Here is a 16,238-nt window from a genome sequence, read left to right on the forward strand (position 1 = left end):
GCGGCATGAAGGATTCCGGCCACGGCACCGAGGGCGGCTCGGAAGCGATCGAAGCCTATCTCGAAACCCGCTTCGTCACCCGAAAGGGCTGAGCCGGACGAGACCGCAAAGGCCCGGGCCGCTTTGGGCGCCCGGGCCTTTCCACGTCTTTCGCCCGCCCGGCCTCTGTGCAAGATGCGCCTCGCAGGTGATCCGGGAGTTCATGGTGAAACGGTTTCTGAAAATCCTCAGCCTCGTCCTTGTCGCGGTGATCGGCATGGTCGGCTACGAATATCTGTCCTGGGTGAAGAACTGGAAGGGCGCCTCCGACCCGTTCGACGAAGTGGGAATCGACCTGCATTCCTACATGCCCGGCTTCGTCCGGGACTGGGGCTGCGCGCAACTCAGGGCTGAATTCGGCAACAAGACCCTGCCGCCCCATGGCTGCCGGGATCCCTCAGGCCGCGGCTGGCAGTAACCCCGCCCGAGAAGAAGGGGGCTGCCGAAGATGCAGGCTTGAACCGGCGGCGCCTGCCTCTTCACCCCTCGCCGCCTTCGGCGGCTCACCCCGCGGGATATTTAAGGACAGAAAATGAGGCACTGGGCCTTTGATCATTTTCTGTCCTTAAATATCCCCGCCGGAGGCATCCGTGCCGCAAGGCACGGACCTCTTTGAGACGCGACCGGCTCGGTGGGGTCACATGGGCCTCATGCTGGCCCGGATACCCCGCCGGAGGCATCCGCCGGGCAGAGCCGGAAGACGCGGGCCCCCGGTGACAAGCGGTTTCGCCTTGCCTATAAGCCGCGGCGAAACATCCGTGCCGCAAGGAACCCCGACATGACGATCAAGGTTTTCGGACACAAATCCCCCGATACCGATTCCACCGGCTCGCCCATCATCTGGGCATGGTATCTTTCCGAGATCAAAGGCACCCCGGCGAAGCCGTTCCTGCTGGGCGAGCCGAACACCGAAGCGGCCTTCGTGCTGAAACACTGGGGGCTGGAGAAGCCGGAGATCATCGCCGATGTCTCGGAGGGGGACGAGGTCGTCATCGTCGACACCAACAACCCCGCGGAACTGCCGCCCTCGGTCAATGAGGCGAAGATCATCGGCATCATCGACCACCACATGCTGGTGGGCGGGCTGAAGACCAGAGCGCCGATCAGCATCACCGTCCGCCCGCTGGCCTGCACCGCCACGCTGATGCACGACCTGATCGGCGGCGATCTGGCGAAGGCGCCGCGGGCGGTCAAAGGCGCGATGCTGTCGTGTATCCTCTCGGACACGCTGGAATTCCGCTCGCCCACCACCACCGACCACGACCGCGCGGTGGCCGAGCAACTGGCCGCCGATCTGGGCGTTTCGATCCCCGGATATGCGGCGCAGATGTTCGAGGCGAAGTCGGACGTCTCGGCCTTTTCCGACGAGGCGCTGTTGCGGATGGATTCCAAGGAATACGGCATCGGCGGCAAGGAACTGCGGATCTCGGTGCTGGAAACCACCGCGCCCAAAGTGCTGCTCGACCGCAAGGACAGCCTGATGGCCGCCATGCCGGGCGTGGCCACGGCGGACGGTGCCGATCAGGTGCTGCTGTTCGTCATCGACATCCTGAAAGAGGAAGCGACGCTGCTGGTGCCGAACGATCTGGTGAAGCGGATCGCGGAAGCCAGCTTCGGGGCGGTGGTCACCGGCGATACGGTGGTGCTGCCCGGCATCATGAGCCGCAAGAAACAGATCATCCCTTCGCTGAAGATCTGACGGAACAGGCGGCCGTCAGGTGAGTGCGGGAAGCGGGGCGGACGAGAAGCGGACAGCCGGCGGGGAATCCGGTCATGATGCTCCGGGCTTTTCTCAGGCCGGGCCTGATCTCGTTCGGCGGCTCGCCCGCGTCTCCCGGGTGTTTCCGCGACGGATTGCGGCACGTGGGGTTTGAGGCCTCTGGCGCAGCCTTTGCCCGCTGATCCTGCGTGTGCGACCATTGCGCCCGGCGCGCTGGTGTAAGGCTCAGGCGATGATATCGGGGATCAGCCGGTCCTCGATCGAGGTGATCTGATCCTTCAGCGCCAGCTTCTGCTTTTTCAGCCGCCGGATCGTCAGCATATCGGGCCGCCCGGTGATTTCCAGCGCGTGAATTGCCTCGTCCAGGTCGCGATGCTCGCGGCGCAAAACCTCCAGCTTCACGCGCAGCATCTCATCAAAGCTCATTTCCGAGGGGGCATTCATGGCTGGACGCAGGTCTTTGCTGAAGTTTCTGATCAAAACATAGGCCAGATGAATGATTCGAGGAAGGACCGGCGCGGAATTTTCCCGATCCTGCCGGGCTTTGCGCCACTTGCGGCCCGCGCGGGCGCCCCCCATATTCGGGTCAAGGGTGCCGGTGCCCGCTGATGGGGCCGGGCCTGCGAATTGTCGCTTTGTAAAAGGACAGTCCGACGATGACGAAACTCAGCTTCGGGTCGCACCCGTTCCTTCTGGGCTTCGAGCAGCTTGAACGGCTGGTCGAGCGCACCGCGAAAACCGGGGGCGAGGGTTATCCTCCCTATAATATCGAGGCGGTCTCGGAAAACGCTTACCGCATCACCCTGGCCGTCGCGGGCTTTCGCGACGAGGATCTCGCGATCACGGTCGAGGACCGCCAGCTGGTGATCTGCGGCCGCCAAAGCGAGGATGGCCAGGAACGGGTGTTCCTGCACCGGGGCATCGCCGCCCGCGCTTTCCAGCGCAGCTTCGTGCTGGCGGACGGGGTCGAGGTCGGCGGCGCGCATATGGAGCATGGCCTCCTGCATATCGACCTGCGCCGCAACGTGCCCGAAACCGTGGTGCAGACGATCAGAATCGGACAGAGAAAGGGGTGAAGCAATGAACACGCCGTTTCCGGGTTTCCCCGAGGGCAAGAGCCGCATCGTCTATGTGCGCCCGGTGCCCGTCACCGAACTTCCCGACGAGGTTCGCGCGCAGATGAGCGAGCAACTGGGCGAGGATGCCGTGATCTATTCGGTCAATGCGACCGACGGCCAGCGCCTTGCGCTGGTGGCCGACCGCAACCTGGCCTTCCATCTGGCGAAAGCCCATGATTTCGCGCCGGTAAGCGTGCACTGACCTCGGCCGCGGCGTAAGGGGAATGAACCCCGGGGGGCGCCCCCCGGGGTTTTGTCTTGCTGGCGGCTCAGTGCTCCGCCAGCCAGCGCTCGGCGTCGAGCGCGGCCATGCAGCCCATCCCCGCGCTGGTCACCGCCTGGCGGTAGATGTGGTCGGTCAGATCGCCCGCCGCGAAAACGCCCGGGATCGAGGTGCGGGTGCTGCCCGGCTCCACCTTCACATAGCCGCCGTTGTGCAGCTCCAGCTGATCCCTGACCAGTTCGCTTGCGGGCGCATGGCCGATGGCGACGAAGAAGCCCGCGCAGGGGATGTCGCGCTCTTCGCCGGTGCTGACGTTGTGGATGCGCACCGCCTCGACGCCCAGCGGGCTTTCCGCGCCCTTCACCTCGATCACCGCGCTGTTCCAGACAACCTTGATCTTCGGGTTTTTGAACAGGCGGTCCTGGAGGATCTTTTCCGCGCGCAGGCTGTCGCGGCGGTGGACCAGCGTCACCTTGCTGGCGAAATTGGTCAGGAACAGCGCCTCTTCCACGGCCGTATTGCCGCCGCCGGTCACGACCACCTCTTTGCCGCGGTAGAAGAACCCGTCGCAGGTGGCGCAGGCCGAGACGCCGAAGCCCTTGAACTTCTCTTCCGACGGCAGGCCCAGCCATTTCGCCTGGGCGCCGGTGGCGAGGATCACCGCATCGGCGGTATAGGTGGTGCCGCTGTCGGCAGTGGCGGTGAAGGGCCGCGCCGACAGATCCAGCGCGGTGATGTAATCGGCGACGATCGCGGCGCCCATCTCGCGGGCGTGTTCCTCCATCTGCACCATCAGGTCGGGGCCCTGGACGACGCTCAGGCCGGGCCAGTTCTCGACCTCGGTGGTGATGGTCAGCTGGCCGCCGGGTTGCAACCCCTGGATCAGCACCGGATCCAGCATGGCCCGCGCGGCATAGACCGCCGCCGTATAGCCCGCCGGGCCCGAGCCGATGATCAGAACCCTGCTGTGCCGCGTCTCGCCCATGATGTCCCTCTTCTGCCGCCCCCGGGGCGGTCGCCTGTCTCGCCGGATCTCTTGTCGATATAGCCAACCGCCCGCCCCGCCGGAAGCCCCGCGGCGTTGCGATCTGGCCCGGCGATGCGCAATGCGACGGGGGGCGCTGCGGTCTGATTTGAAACTTTGTTGCGCAAACCCGGCCAAGGCCCTATTCAGGCGCCAGACGAAGGAGTTCTCTATGGCGGGCCACAAGCTTGACGAAACCGACCGGCACATCCTGGCCGAGCTTCAGGCCGACGGCAGGATGACCAATGTCGAGCTTGCCAGCCGGGTCGGCATTTCGGCGCCGCCCTGCCTGCGCCGGGTGCGCACGCTGGAGGAGCAGGGCTTCATCACCGGCTATCACGCAGATATCGACGCCCGCGCGCTCGGCTTCGAGGTTTCGGTCTTTGCCATGGTGCGGCTGAACAGTCAGGCCGAGGCCGATCTGTCGGCCTTCGAGGACCGCTGCCGCGCCTGGCCGCTGGTACGCGAATGCCATATGTTGAACGGCGAGATCGACTTCATCCTGAAATGCGTCTCGCCCGATCTGTCGACCTTCCAGAACTTCCTGACCGGAGAACTGCTGACCGCGCCCAATGTGGCCAACGTCAAGACCAGCCTCGTGATCCGCAACGCCAAGGACGAGCCTGGCGTGCCCTTCGACGTGCTGGAGGACCGGCTGGCGCGCAACGCCTGAGGGGCGGGGCCCGAGCGGCGGGCGCGGCAAAAGAAAAACGGCCCCGTTTCGCGTGCCAGAGGAGCACCGGGACCGTTCTTACTCAAGCGGAACCCCCATTCCGTGAGCGGCGGAAGCAGGGGGCGGGACCGACGATCCCGCTTCGGGGGGCGTCCGGTCCGATACGCAGGGGCAGGGACATGCTCCTGTCCCGTTCATGTCCCGGTTGCGCCGCATTGTCAAACATCCGCCGCGCTTTCACCTTAAACCGGAAACAGTCCGCGCCTCTGCCGCGTAACTGTTTCCGTTCGGCGCCGTGCTCTGTGCAGGATATGGCGGAAAAAGGTCAGGCGGAGGTAAAGCCGCCCTTCACCGCGATTCGTGCTTAACGTGCAGCGGCGCTGTTATCTCGCGGCGACGCCGGTGAAGCGGCCGAACAGCGGGAGGATGCGGCGCCCGCCGGTGGCGGCGATCACCGGGGCGATGGTGCTGCGCATTTCGGGCTGGCGGCGCTGGCCGCGCATCCAGGGGAAGCTGGGCAACGGCTCGGCCGAGGCGGCGATCACGCTTTTCAGCCAGCGGCGTTCGGTGACGGGTTTGTGCGACATGCTGCTCTCCTCTCGGTCTCTGGCGGTTTCGCCTTGTATGAGGGCAGGATCGCCAGACAATGCGGCGGGGTTTGGGCCGATTGATGCAGGATTAAGGTCATTTCCTGACGTGAGACAATCGCCGGGCTGCGCAGGGATTGTCTTTAATGCGCTGATTTCACCGGGATTTTGGAAACGATGTGCTCAATACCGGCGGATTGTTTCCAGAATTGCGACAATATCGCGGCGGATCAGAGCCTGATCGCGGCGATCAGCCGCCCGTAATCCGCCTCGCCTGCATGGGTGGTGCGGCGGTAGCTGAAGAAGCGCGCCGGGTCGGAATAGGTGCAGTGCCGGGTCCATTCGGCCTCGGCCACGCCCGCCTCGCGCAGCCGGTAAAGCCCGTAGGCGGGCAGGTCGAACTGGTAGCGCCCGTCGCGGCCATTGGCGAAGAACCGGGCATTGCCGGGGTCTTCGGTCAGGAAGGTTTGCAGGAACTCCTCGCTGACCTCATAGGCGGCCTGGCTGATGGTGGGGCCGATCACCGCGCGGATCCGCCCGCGTTCGGCGCCAAGGGCGACCATGGCGTCCAGCGTCGCCTCCAGCACGCCATTGACCGCGCCGCGCCAGCCGGCATGGGCGGCGCCGATCACCTGCGCCTCCGGCTCGGCGAACAGCACCGGCTGGCAATCGGCGGTCAGCACGGAAAGCGCGAGGCCCGGCACATTCGTCACCATCGCATCGGCGGTGGGGCGGGCGTCGGGCGGGCCGGTCACGGTGACCACATCGGGCGAATGCACCTGATGCACCGAGACCAGCGCGCCGGGCTCCACCTCCATCGCGCTTGCCACGCGGGCGCGGTTGATCGCCACGATCTCGGCCTGGTCCGAGGATCCGCTGCCGCAGTTCAGCCCGGCGAAGATGCCCGACGAGGCCCCGCCCTTGCGGGTGAAAAAGCCGTGGCGGAACGGGATCAGATCGGAGGTGATGAGCTCAAGCATCGGAATCCGTGGTCTCAGAAACGGGCCGGGCGAATCCCGGCGGCGGCGGTGCACCGGGGGGAAACACCGCCAGCGCTTTGAACAGACTTCCCATTTCTGCCGGATCGGTCAAGCGTCGCGCCGCTTCCAGCGGGGACTCGCTGCCCCCGGCCGCCAGCGCCCGTGCCCGATGCCCGATTCCGAGCGCCGTCAGCAGCGCCGCTTGCGTCGTGTAAGCGGTCTGCGCGGGCCGGGCGGCGGCGGCGAGGGCTGCGAAATCGACATGGGCGGTCAGATCGGCCTCGCCCGGTGCGGCGAAAGGATCGGTGTAGCCATGGGCGCGCATGGCCTGGAACGTGTCGCCGAGGCTCTGCCAGCCTCCGTAATCCACCACCAGCGCCAGCCCGCCGTGCCGGGCGATCCGTCCCGCGATCTCTGCCATCATCGGCGCGGCGGCCGGGCAGATCTCGACCACGCCGCCCTCGGGCACATCCGTGAGCCGGGGATCCAGCGCCGCGACCGGGGCGGGGGGCGAAAGGCCGGGCGAGAGGCGCCCGTCGGTGAGGCCCACCATGGTCTCGGACCAGAGATTGCCTTGCCGGGTGAACTGCCGGATCGGCAGCGCGTCGAAGAACTCGTTCGCCAGCAGAAACAGCGGCGCCTGAGGCAGGTCGCTCAGATGATCGGCCCAGGTCACGTCATAGCCGCGCAGGGCCTCGCGCTGGATCTCGCGCAGCCGGGGCGAGGCCTCGACCAGCACCACCTGTGCGGCGGTGTGGAAGCCCGGCACCCTGGCGGTGGCGCGCAGCACATCGGCCATCAGCGTGCCGCGGCCGGGGCCGGGCTCGGCCAGCGTAAAAGCGGGCCGGCCGAGGTCGAGCCAGTATTGCGCCAGCGCAAGGCCGAGCAACTCGCCGAACATCTGGGAAATTTCGGGCGCGGTGATGAAATCGCCCGCGGCGCCGAAGGGCTCGCGCCGCGTGTAATAGCCGTGTTCGGGATGCAGCAGGCAATCGGCCATGTAATCGGCCAGCGTGACCGGCCCCGTCGCCGCGATCCGCGCGGCGATCAGTTGGCCGAGCGGCGTCACGCCGGGGCACGCACCGCGCGGGCGCGCAGGATGAACCACAGCCCGATGGCGATCATCGGCAAGGACAGGAGCTGGCCCATGGTCAGCCCATAGCCGCCCAGATGCAGCGCCAGCCCCAGCGGATTGCCGGGCGAGACGAATTGCGCATCCGGCTGGCGCACGAATTCCACGAGGAGCCGCGCCACGCCGTAGCCGGCGATGAACAGGCCCATGGTCCGGCCCGGAAACCGCAGCCAGCCGCGCCGCAGGACCAGCCAGAAGATCAGCGCGCCCAGGATCAGCCCTTCCAGCGCCGCCTCGTATAGCTGGCTCGGGTGGCGGGCGCAGATCGTCATGACGCCCTCGCAGGTCTGCGCGGCCTCGCCGGGGAAGGCCACGCCCCAGGGCAGGTCGGTCGGACGGCCCCAGAGCTCGGCGTTGATGAAATTGGCGAGCCGCCCGAACAAGAGCCCCGGCGTGACCGCGAAGGCGAAAAGATCGCCGACCGGCAGGGCGGGAATCCGCTCGCGCCGGGCGAAGATCAGCCCCGCCACCGCCACCCCGACGAAGCCGCCGTGGAAGGACATGCCGCCGTCCCAGAGCCGCAGGATCGAGACCGGATCAGACAGAAACCGCGCGGGCTGATAGAAGAACACATAGCCGAGCCGACCGCCGATGATCACGCCAAGGATCACCCAGGTCAGCAGCCGCTCGACCTGTTCGGCCGTCATCGGCGCAGATCCCGGGGCCCAGAGCCGCGGGGTCTTCACCGCCCGCGTCACCAGCCACCAGCCCAGCATCAGCCCGGCGATATAGGCCACCGCATACCAGCGCAGCGCAAGCGTGGTGCCGAACAGTTCGATGCTGAAAATGTCGGGCGAGATATTCGGGAAGGCGATCATCCGGGCGCTCCTGTCGGCTGGCAACGCTTGTCTTGCGCGGGGCGGGCGAAGTCAACCGCGGCGCACTTGTGAAGCCGGACAGGGGCGCGCATATAGAGAAAAAGCGAAAGGGAAGGCCCCGATGCAAAGCCGCAGCAAATTCCTCGACGACATGAGCCAGCTGATGACCAACGCCATGGGCGTGGCGCAGGGCGCGCGGACCGAGGCCGAGACCGCGATGAAGAGCATGATCGACCGCTGGATGGCGGGGCGCGATTTCGTCACCCGTGAGGAATTCGACGCGGTGCGGCTGATGGCGCAGAAGGCGCGCGAAGAGAACGAGGCGCTGACCGCCCGCATCGCCGCGCTGGAGGCCGCTGTGGCGAAGGCGCCGAAGAAGAAAGACGCCTGAGCGATCCGCGCACAGACTCTGCGCGGGAACCGGCGTTTTCGCCGGGGGCGAGGCCCGCTATCTTCCCTGTAACATTTCACAGGGGAAGCAAATGAGCATCCATCCCGCCACCCGCGTCGGCCATGTCCATCTGAAGGTTTCGGATCTGGAGAAGGCCATCGGTTTCTATTCCGGCATCCTCGGATTCCAGATCACGCAGCGCTACGGGCCGCAGGCGGCGTTCCTGTCGGCGGGCGGCTATCACCACCATGTCGGGCTGAACACCTGGGAATCGCTTGGCGGCTCCGCCCCGCCGCCGGGCACCACCGGGCTTTATCACACCGCCTTTCTGTTTCCCGACCGCAAGGCGCTGGCGAATGTGGTGAAGCGCGTGGTCGCCGCGGGCTGGCCGCTGACCGGGGCCTCGGACCATGGCGTCAGCGAGGCGGTCTATCTCGACGATCCCGACGGCAACGGGGTGGAACTTTACCGCGACCGGCCCGAGGCCGACTGGCCGCGCGACGCCGGGGGCAATATCAGCATGACCACCGGGCGGCTCGACCTGCGCGCGCTGCTGGCCGAGGCCGACTGATCAGGGCCGGATCAGCCGGAAGGCGGCCGAGGCGCCCCAGCCCGCCGCCGCCGCGATCACCAGCGACAACAGCCCGTAGATCAGCGGCTGCTCTTGCGAGAGGTTGAAGATCATCCGCTCCAGCCCCTCTTTGCGCACGTCGATGGTGCGCTCCTGCCGGGCGATCACCTTGCCGTCGCGCAGAAGGAACAGCCGCACCAGATACTCGCCCTCGGTCAGGTTCGAGGGCAGCGCGACATCGGCGCGGAACAGGGTCTGTTCGGTCAGCTGCACCCGGCTTTCCAGCAGCCGGTAGCGGCCGTCACTGCTGCGCACCCGCACCAGGGCATGGACGAAATCCTCATGCGCCTCGGCTTCCGAGGCGATGCCGATACTGCGGATCACCCGGTCGATGGTGATCGAATGGCGGAAATTCTCGGTCGCCGAAAGGATGCGCTCGATCGGTCCGGTGGTGACGACGGCGTAGAAGCTGGGCGCGCGGCTGATGTTCACCGCGGCGTCGTTGATCCAGATCCCGGCGATGCGGTCCTTGCGCCGCACCGTGACCGGGCCCGAGGGCCCCTCGACCGTGACGATGACATGGAGGCGGCCCTCGGGCGGCGGGGCGTCGCGCCGCACCGCGCCATAGACGAGGATCTCGTCCCCGGCGAAATCGGCGGTGATCGAGACCCGGTTCTGGCTGAGACCAGAGACGATGGTTTCTTCGACGGCGGTCTCGGGCTGCGCGTCCTGCGCGACCGCGGGGGCGCAGAAAAGGGCGATTGCCAGGGCCAGAGCGCGCCTCATGGCAGCACCCCGGGCGCGACCGAATACAGCTCGTCTGGCCGGATGAGCAGATCGAAGGCGATCCTGAGCGCCACCGCGACCACGAGAAGCGAGAGCAGCACCCGCAACTGTTCCGCCTTGAGCCGGATCCCCACGCGCGAGCCGATCTGCGCCCCGATCACCCCGCCGAAAATCAGCACCAAAGCCAGCATCATGTCGACCGTCTGGCTGGTGACGGCATGCATGATCGTGGTGAAGGCGGTGACGAAAATGATCTGGAACAGCGAGGTGCCGATCACCACCTTGGTCGGCATCCCCAGCAGATAGATCATCGCCGGGACCAGGATGAAGCCGCCGCCCACCCCCATGATCGCCGCCAGAAAGCCGACGAAAGCGCCGATCGCCAAGGGCGGGATCACGCTGATGTAAAGGCCAGATGCGCGGAATTTCATCTTCAGCGGCAGGCCATGCGCCCAGGAATGCACATGCGCGCGGCGGATCGGGGCATGGACATTGCGCGAGCGCAGAAGGGCGCGCAGGCTTTCCTGCAACATGGTGGCGCCGACGAATCCGAGGAAGAGCACATAGGACAGTTGCACGAACAGATCGACCTGGCCTAGCGCCTTCATCCAGGCGAAGACCCAGATCCCGATGGCGGATCCGGCGAAGCCGCCCACCAGCAGCACGGTGCCCATGCGGAAATCCACCGCCTTGCGCTTCATCTGCGCCAGCACGCCCGAGATCGAAGAGGCCACCACCTGGTTCGCGCCCGTGGCCACCGCGACCGGCGGCGGCACGCCGATGAAGAACAGCAAGGGCGTGATCAGAAAGCCGCCGCCCACCCCGAACATGCCCGAGAGGAAGCCCACGATGCCGCCGATCCCGAACAAGAGGAAGACGTTGACCGAAACCTCGGCGATGGGAAGGTAAAGCTGCATCGGTCCTGAAGGGCGGGAAGCGGGAAGGAACCCCCCTAGCTTGCCTGCCCGGGGGCGGATGTCAAAGGGGGTTTGGCCTTATGCGCGCGCTTGCAGGAAGCGGCGCAGAATCCGTTCCAGTTTTGTCGCACCCAGGGGGGCCATGGCGCGGGTGTGGTCGTGGCTGATCGCCTCGTCCGACAGGCCCGCGGCCATATTGGTGATGGTCGAGATCGCGGCGACCTCAAGCCCCAGGAAGCGCGCGAGGATCACCTCGGGCACCGTCGACATGCCGACCGCATCGGCGCCGAGGCGGTGCAGCATCCGTATCTCGGCCGGGGTCTCGAACGAGGGGCCGGAGACCCAGGCATAGGTGCCCTCGGGCAGGGGAATCGCCTCTGCTTCGGCGGCGGCGCGCAGGGCCGCGCGCAGGCGGGGGGAATGGGCGTCGGTCATCGGCACGAAACGCGCGTCGGTGGGCTCGCCGATCAGCGGGTTCAGGCCGCCCATGTTGATATGGTCCGAGATGAGCATCAGATCGCCCGGCGGAATATCGGCGCGCAGGCTGCCCGCGGCATTGGTCAGGATCAGTTCCCGCGCCCCGAGCGCCCGCAGCGTGGCAAGCGCATGACGCATCGCGGCCGGGTTGCCGTGTTCGTAGTAATGCTCGCGCGCGCCGAAGACCGCGACCCGGACGCCTTCGAGCTGCCCGACGTAAAGCTGCGGATCGTGGCCGCCGACCTTCGCCTGCGGAAAGCCCGGCAGACCGGCATAGGGAATCGCGACGCCCTCGACCGCCTGCGCCAGCCCCGCCAGCCCCGAGCCGAGGATCAGCCCGAGGTGCACGGGCGCATCGCCCGCACGGGCGCGGATCAGGGCTGCGGTTTCTTCGGGGGGGATCATCGGCATTTCCTTCGGTTTGTCCCGAGGATAGGCCGCGCCCGGGGAAAGGAAAGGGCTTACGGCAGCGCGCGCGACAGAACCAGCGCGTCGATCCGCGCGCCCGAGGGCGCGGTGTAATAGCCCCGCCGAACCCCGGCGCGGCTGAAACCCGCCCGCTCGTAAAGCGCGATGGCGGGCGCGTTCTCCGCCAGGACTTCGAGGAAGGCCCGCTCTGCCCCGCGGGCCAGCGCCTCGGTAAAGAAACCGGCAACGAGGGCCTGTCCGATCCCCCGGCGGCGGGCCCCGGGCAGCACGGCCAGGGTCAGCAGTTCCGCCTCGCCCGCGACGGTGCTGCCGATCAGGAAGCCCGCGGGCGCGTCGATCAGGAAAACATGCGGCTGCGCCAGCAGCGCGGCGATCTCTGTCGCGCTCCAGGGCCGGGGCGTGGTGAAGCATCCGGCATGGATTCGCGCCAGCTCCGCCGGGTCAGGCATCGAGGATCACCGGCGGCGGATCCGAAGGCGGCGCGGCATCCGCGGGGCGCACGTAAAGCGGCGCGGGCAGGGGGCCGATTTCGCCGCTTGCGAATTTCCGGGCGGCGATGGCGGCGAGGCGGGCGGGCAGATCGTCGGTTTCCGCCTCAAGGGCTTCGGCCCCGAAGGGCCTGGCGATCTGCGCCGCCCGGTGGCCGATGACGCATGTGCCGGGGCCGATGGCCAGATCTGCGGGAGGGGCGCCCGGGTCGATCAGCCGCGGCCTGCCCTGCGGCTGACCGCCGCGGAAAGACTGGACATAGGCCTGATCGCGCGGCGCCGCGAGGCTTACCAGTTGCGGCCCGCCGTCTGCGGACCCGCGCATCAGCTCGAACGCCGAAATCCCCGCCAGCGGCAGCCCCAGCCCGAGCGCGAGGCCGCGCGCGGCCGAAACCGCGATCCTGACCCCGGTGAAATTCCCCGGCCCGATCCCGACCGCCAGCCCGCCAAGGTCGCGCCAGCCAAGACCGGCCCCGGCGAGCATCGCATCCAGCAAGGGGATCAGCCGCTCGGCCTGGCCCTTCTGCATCGGCTCATATCCGGCGAAGGTCCGCCCGTCCGTCACCAAAGCGGCCGCGCAATGCGCGGCCGATGTGTCGAAAGCCAGAAGGGGCCTGGAAAACGCCATGAAAGATCAGGCCGCGACCGGGCGGACCTCGGTCACTTCGGGGATGTAATGGCGCAAGAGGTTCTCGATCCCCATCTTCAGCGTCAGCGTCGAGGACGGGCAGCCCGCGCAGGCGCCCTGCATATGCAGATAGACGATGCCGCGATCAAACCCGTGGAAGGTGATGTCGCCGCCGTCCTGGGCCACAGCGGGGCGGACGCGGGTGTCGAGCAGTTCCTTGATCTGGCGGACGATCTCGGCATCTTCGCCGTCGAAATGCGCGGCATGGCCGCCGTTCGGCGCGCCCTCGCCGTCGATCACCGGGGCGCCGGACTGGAAATGCTCCATGATCGCGCCGAGGATCTGCGGCTTGATATGCGGCCAGTCAACGTCCTCGGCCTTGGTCACGGTGACGAAATCATTGCCGAGAAAGACGCCCGTCACGCCCCCCGCCGCAAAGATGCGGCGCGCGAGCGGCGATTTCTGCGCGGCGTCAGCATTGGGGAAATCGGCGGTGCCGAGATCCAGCACGGTCTGGCCCGGCAGGAACTTCAGCGTCGCGGGATTCGGGGTGGATTCCGTCTGGATGAACATGGCGCTTCTCCGACTGTGCCTGCCGGATATGGCCCCGGCAGGCGCGCGAGTCAACCATCCGGCCCCGGCGCGGATTTCAGATCCGGTCGGACCCGTAATAGGCATACATCTGATCGAGCGCCGAGAGCGGGCAGAATTTCACTTCGGCCGGCGCGGCGGTTGCGGGGGTGTAATAGGCCAGCGCCGGGTTCACCGGAATCTGGCTTGCGGATTTCAGGTCGATGGGGCGATGCACAGACATGGCCATGCCTCCTTTTCCGGACTTTTCCTCCCGCGCTGAAATATAAGCTATGCCGCAGCGCGGAAAACCCCTGATGCCGCAGGGCAGCAATGCAGGCCGGGCATGTCTGACGTCGCGTCACTTCGCCGCGTGCTCAGAAGAACAGCACCCGCGCCAGCCAGAGCGTCATCGCCGCCACCACGGCCGCCACCGCCAGCGAGCCCAGATCCTTGGCGTCGCGGGCGAATTCCGACCAGCCGGGCGAGAGGTGATCGACCAGGGTCTCGATCGCGGTGTTCAGTGCCTCGACCGCGATCAGGATCAGCAGCAGCACCGCGAAAACCGCAAGCTCCGCCCCGTCCGCGCCCCAAAGCGCCAGCCCCGCCAGCGCCAGCAGTCCGATGATCAGCTCCTGGCGGAAGGCGCTTTCGCGCAGCAGTCGCCGCAGCCCGGCGCCGGAATAGCGCGTCGCGTCGCGGAAATGCGCAAAGCCGGTGGTGCGGGGCGGTTTCTGCGGGCTTCCGCCGGGGGCTGATGATGGCAAACTGTCCTCCGGCTGCGGCCCGGTTGCGGGCGCGATGCTGGCCGAGACGGGCGGGTTTGTCCACCTCGGCGGCCGGAGCTTTCGCGTGAGATCCGGCCAGATGCAAATGAGTTTCAGTATAACATAATGATTTTGTTTGACAATTATTGGATTCGGCTTTAGGCGCCGCCACATCGGGGAGTAGCGGCTGCCGGGGTCCGGCAGGGGCGTATCAACAGGATCGCGGGTCTCTTCCGCGTGGTGCGTCCGGCCCGTCGGGGCTTTGCGAGACCGTGGGCTCTGCGGAGTCCGTCGCCAGGCCCGGAAACGGGCCATGGCTCAACCCCGGGAGCAGAAAGATGTCAGCGGTTTCCATCGGTATTCTGGCCTTTTCGATGTCGGTCGATGCCTTCATCGCCGCGCTCGGGCGCGGGGCGGTGGCGCGGCGGCCGGGGATGCTGCGCGCGCTGAAAACGGGCGCGGTCTTCGGCCTTGTCGAGGCGGTGACGCCGCTGATCGGCTGGACGCTCGGACACGCGGCAAGCCGCTATATCGAGGCCTGGGACCACTGGATCGCCTTCGGCCTGCTGAGCGCGGTCGGCCTGCATATGATGCGTGAGGCGCTGCGGTCCGGGGCGGAACGACCGTCTTCGGCCTCGTTCCGGGCCACGCTGCTGACCGCCATCGGCACTTCGGTGGATGCGATGGCGGTGGGGGTGTCGCTTGCCTTCCTTGAGGTCAATATCCTGATCGTCGCCCTGGTCATCGGCCTGACCACCATGGCGATGAGCACCGCCGGCCTGGTGGCGGGGCATCGTCTCGGGCGCGGCTTTGGCCGCATCGCCGGGGTGGCGGGCGGTATCGCGCTGGCGGGGATCGGCACCGCGATCCTGTTCGGCCATCTGGCAGGCGGCTGAGGCGGCAAGGAAAAGGGCAGGGCGCGGGGGCGCCTCTGCGCGGATCATGCCCGGGCGGGGGCTATTATCTGAAGCAGTGCAGCGGCACCACCGCATCCTCATAGGCTTTGGGCAATTCGACCGAGAGGTCCCCGCCCACGCCGTCGCCCTGCGGCCGGCTGATGCGGTTCTTGGCAAGGAAGGTGATCAGCGGCCCCGAAGGCACCGCGAAATTCATGTTCTGCGGCAGGCTGCCGGTTTCCTTCAGCATCGCCATGTCATCGACCCGGCTGACCACCACGCCGATCACCGCGCCCTTCTTGTTCAGAAGCGGCCCGCCCGAATTGCCGGGCTGCACCGGGGCGGTGATCATCACCCGGTTCGACGATCCGTCGATACCGCGCAAGGCGCTGACATTGCCCGAGGTTACCGTCAGCCCCTGGTCGAGGCTGGTCGAATAGGGATAGCCGAGCGCGGTGACGTTCTCTCCCAGTTTCGGCACTTCCAGCGCCGAGAGCTTGAGCCAGGCCCCCACATCCGGCGCCCCGCCCAGCACCGCCACATCCAGCGATGGATCTGCGGCCAGGATCTCCAGCGGGGTGCCGTCGGCAAGGCCCACGGCGCTGCACCCTTCGATCACATGGGCCGCGGTCAAAAGCGTGGTGCGGGTGATGTAGAATCCGGTGCCCGACCCCTTCAGCGTGCCCGAGACCTTGGGTTTCGGGGTTTCGGCCACCGGGGCGACCTTCGGCATCGGATCGGCGGCGGCGGTTTCGCCACCGGCCTCGGGCGCGCGGATCGGCGCCGGGCCGTCCGGGGCGGTGCCGAGGCCCGGCGTCCCGGGCGCGACGCCCGGTCCGGCATCGGCGACCTTCGGCAGTTCGGGTGTGCTGCCCGGCGCAGGCGTGCCGAGGATCGGCCCCGCCGGCTTTTCGCCGGGCGACGGTCCGGGGGTCACTTCGACCAGATCGCCGGCCGGCGGGCTGGTTTCCGCGGCCGGGGGGGTCTCGGGCGGGGTCCAGGGC

The 16,238-nt window shown here is 67.4% G+C and carries 23 protein-coding genes; 8 read left to right on the top strand and 15 right to left on the bottom strand.

The window, feature by feature from the left end; all coding sequences use genetic code 11:
• The first annotated feature begins 205 nt into the window (after nt 1-205).
• Nucleotides 206-457, top strand: coding sequence for a hypothetical protein (locus XINFAN_RS17490; protein WP_199286459.1), 252 nt, complete (start codon nt 206-208; stop codon nt 455-457).
• A gap of 360 nt (nt 458-817) precedes the next feature.
• Nucleotides 818-1,738 (top strand): manganese-dependent inorganic pyrophosphatase, encoded by a 921-nt coding sequence (locus XINFAN_RS17495; RefSeq protein WP_124088161.1) that lies wholly within the window; start codon nt 818-820, stop codon nt 1,736-1,738.
• 246 nt (nt 1,739-1,984) lie between these two features.
• Here the strand turns inward: XINFAN_RS17495 and XINFAN_RS17500 are convergent, their stop codons facing one another.
• Complete coding sequence (locus tag XINFAN_RS17500) at nt 1,985-2,203, bottom strand: YdcH family protein (protein WP_124088162.1); 219 nt, start codon at nt 2,201-2,203, stop codon at nt 1,985-1,987.
• Nucleotides 2,204-2,415: 212 nt separating this feature from the next.
• On the opposite strand from XINFAN_RS17500, the gene XINFAN_RS17505 reads away from it, so the two are divergent.
• Both XINFAN_RS17505 and XINFAN_RS17510 read left to right on the top strand, forming a co-directional pair.
• Nucleotides 2,416-2,835: an Hsp20 family protein gene (locus XINFAN_RS17505; protein ID WP_124088163.1), complete on the top strand. Its 420-nt coding sequence runs from the start codon at nt 2,416-2,418 to the stop codon at nt 2,833-2,835.
• A 4-nt stretch (nt 2,836-2,839) separates the two neighbouring features.
• Nucleotides 2,840-3,079 (top strand): DUF1150 family protein, encoded by a 240-nt coding sequence (locus XINFAN_RS17510; RefSeq protein WP_124088164.1) that lies wholly within the window; start codon nt 2,840-2,842, stop codon nt 3,077-3,079.
• A 67-nt stretch (nt 3,080-3,146) separates the two neighbouring features.
• Here the strand turns inward: XINFAN_RS17510 and trxB are convergent, their stop codons facing one another.
• Nucleotides 3,147-4,085: a thioredoxin-disulfide reductase gene (gene trxB / locus XINFAN_RS17515; protein WP_124088165.1), complete on the bottom strand. Its 939-nt coding sequence runs from the start codon at nt 4,083-4,085 to the stop codon at nt 3,147-3,149.
• Between the two features lie 211 nt (nt 4,086-4,296).
• Between trxB and XINFAN_RS17520 the strand changes: the two genes are divergently transcribed.
• Complete coding sequence (locus XINFAN_RS17520) at nt 4,297-4,797, top strand: Lrp/AsnC family transcriptional regulator (protein WP_124088166.1); 501 nt, start codon at nt 4,297-4,299, stop codon at nt 4,795-4,797.
• A 383-nt stretch (nt 4,798-5,180) separates the two neighbouring features.
• On the opposite strand, the gene XINFAN_RS17525 is transcribed toward XINFAN_RS17520, so the two are convergent.
• The 4 genes from XINFAN_RS17525 to lgt all read right to left on the bottom strand — a co-directional run bounded on the left by XINFAN_RS17525 (nt 5,181) and on the right by lgt (nt 8,314).
• The gene (locus tag XINFAN_RS17525) at nt 5,181-5,384 is read right to left on the bottom strand and encodes a hypothetical protein (RefSeq protein WP_124088167.1); all 204 of its coding nucleotides are present in this window, start codon (nt 5,382-5,384) and stop codon (nt 5,181-5,183) included.
• Nucleotides 5,385-5,614: 230 nt separating this feature from the next.
• Nucleotides 5,615-6,364 (bottom strand): peptidoglycan editing factor PgeF, encoded by a 750-nt coding sequence (pgeF, locus tag XINFAN_RS17530; RefSeq protein WP_124088168.1) that lies wholly within the window; start codon nt 6,362-6,364, stop codon nt 5,615-5,617.
• The gene (locus XINFAN_RS17535) at nt 6,357-7,433 is read right to left on the bottom strand and encodes a class I SAM-dependent methyltransferase (protein ID WP_124088169.1); all 1,077 of its coding nucleotides are present in this window, start codon (nt 7,431-7,433) and stop codon (nt 6,357-6,359) included. The genes pgeF and XINFAN_RS17535 overlap by 8 nt, the downstream gene beginning before the upstream one ends.
• Nucleotides 7,430-8,314 carry a prolipoprotein diacylglyceryl transferase gene (gene lgt / locus XINFAN_RS17540; protein ID WP_124088170.1) on the bottom strand — a complete coding sequence of 295 codons (885 nt, stop codon included), beginning with the start codon at nt 8,312-8,314 and terminating at the stop codon, nt 7,430-7,432. Before lgt ends, XINFAN_RS17535 begins: the two co-directional genes overlap by 4 nt.
• A gap of 121 nt (nt 8,315-8,435) precedes the next feature.
• Between lgt and XINFAN_RS17545 the strand changes: the two genes are divergently transcribed.
• Both XINFAN_RS17545 and XINFAN_RS17550 read left to right on the top strand, forming a co-directional pair.
• Nucleotides 8,436-8,705: an accessory factor UbiK family protein gene (locus XINFAN_RS17545; protein WP_124088171.1), complete on the top strand. Its 270-nt coding sequence runs from the start codon at nt 8,436-8,438 to the stop codon at nt 8,703-8,705.
• A 91-nt stretch (nt 8,706-8,796) separates the two neighbouring features.
• Complete coding sequence (locus XINFAN_RS17550; RefSeq protein WP_124088172.1) at nt 8,797-9,276, top strand: VOC family protein; 480 nt, start codon at nt 8,797-8,799, stop codon at nt 9,274-9,276.
• Here XINFAN_RS17550 and XINFAN_RS17555 read toward each other — a convergent pair whose 3' ends face one another.
• From XINFAN_RS17555 to XINFAN_RS17585, 8 genes are all read right to left on the bottom strand, one after another.
• A complete protein-coding gene (locus XINFAN_RS17555) occupies nt 9,277-10,062 on the bottom strand; it encodes a TIGR02186 family protein (RefSeq protein WP_124088173.1) in 786 nt (261 codons plus the stop codon).
• Nucleotides 10,059-10,979, bottom strand: a complete 921-nt coding sequence (locus tag XINFAN_RS17560) for a sulfite exporter TauE/SafE family protein (RefSeq protein ID WP_124088174.1) — start codon at nt 10,977-10,979, stop codon at nt 10,059-10,061. Before XINFAN_RS17560 ends, XINFAN_RS17555 begins: the two co-directional genes overlap by 4 nt.
• Nucleotides 10,980-11,057: 78 nt before the next feature.
• Nucleotides 11,058-11,861, bottom strand: coding sequence for a purine-nucleoside phosphorylase (locus XINFAN_RS17565; protein ID WP_124088175.1), 804 nt, complete (start codon nt 11,859-11,861; stop codon nt 11,058-11,060).
• Between the two features lie 56 nt (nt 11,862-11,917).
• Nucleotides 11,918-12,334, bottom strand: coding sequence for a GNAT family N-acetyltransferase (locus XINFAN_RS17570; RefSeq protein WP_124088176.1), 417 nt, complete (start codon nt 12,332-12,334; stop codon nt 11,918-11,920).
• On the bottom strand, nt 12,327-13,001 hold the full coding sequence (tsaB, locus tag XINFAN_RS17575) for a tRNA (adenosine(37)-N6)-threonylcarbamoyltransferase complex dimerization subunit type 1 TsaB (RefSeq protein WP_124088177.1): 675 nt from the start codon (nt 12,999-13,001) through the stop codon (nt 12,327-12,329). The genes XINFAN_RS17570 and tsaB overlap by 8 nt, the downstream gene beginning before the upstream one ends.
• Nucleotides 13,002-13,007: 6 nt before the next feature.
• The gene (locus XINFAN_RS17580) at nt 13,008-13,574 is read right to left on the bottom strand and encodes a NifU family protein (RefSeq protein WP_124088178.1); all 567 of its coding nucleotides are present in this window, start codon (nt 13,572-13,574) and stop codon (nt 13,008-13,010) included.
• Between the two features lie 76 nt (nt 13,575-13,650).
• A complete protein-coding gene (locus XINFAN_RS21835; protein ID WP_160144652.1) occupies nt 13,651-13,815 on the bottom strand; it encodes a hypothetical protein in 165 nt (54 codons plus the stop codon).
• A gap of 133 nt (nt 13,816-13,948) precedes the next feature.
• Nucleotides 13,949-14,338 (bottom strand): diacylglycerol kinase, encoded by a 390-nt coding sequence (locus tag XINFAN_RS17585; RefSeq protein ID WP_233352323.1) that lies wholly within the window; start codon nt 14,336-14,338, stop codon nt 13,949-13,951.
• A 338-nt stretch (nt 14,339-14,676) separates the two neighbouring features.
• On the opposite strand from XINFAN_RS17585, the gene XINFAN_RS17590 reads away from it, so the two are divergent.
• Nucleotides 14,677-15,234 carry a manganese efflux pump MntP gene (locus tag XINFAN_RS17590; RefSeq protein WP_124088180.1) on the top strand — a complete coding sequence of 186 codons (558 nt, stop codon included), beginning with the start codon at nt 14,677-14,679 and terminating at the stop codon, nt 15,232-15,234.
• Between the two features lie 64 nt (nt 15,235-15,298).
• Here the strand turns inward: XINFAN_RS17590 and XINFAN_RS17595 are convergent.
• A partial coding sequence (locus XINFAN_RS17595; RefSeq protein ID WP_148087153.1) for a S1C family serine protease occupies nt 15,299-16,238 on the bottom strand: 940 nt, incomplete at its 5' end.

Source organism: Pseudogemmobacter humi, from assembly GCF_900609055.1.
GTDB lineage: Bacteria > Pseudomonadota > Alphaproteobacteria > Rhodobacterales > Rhodobacteraceae > Pseudogemmobacter > Pseudogemmobacter humi.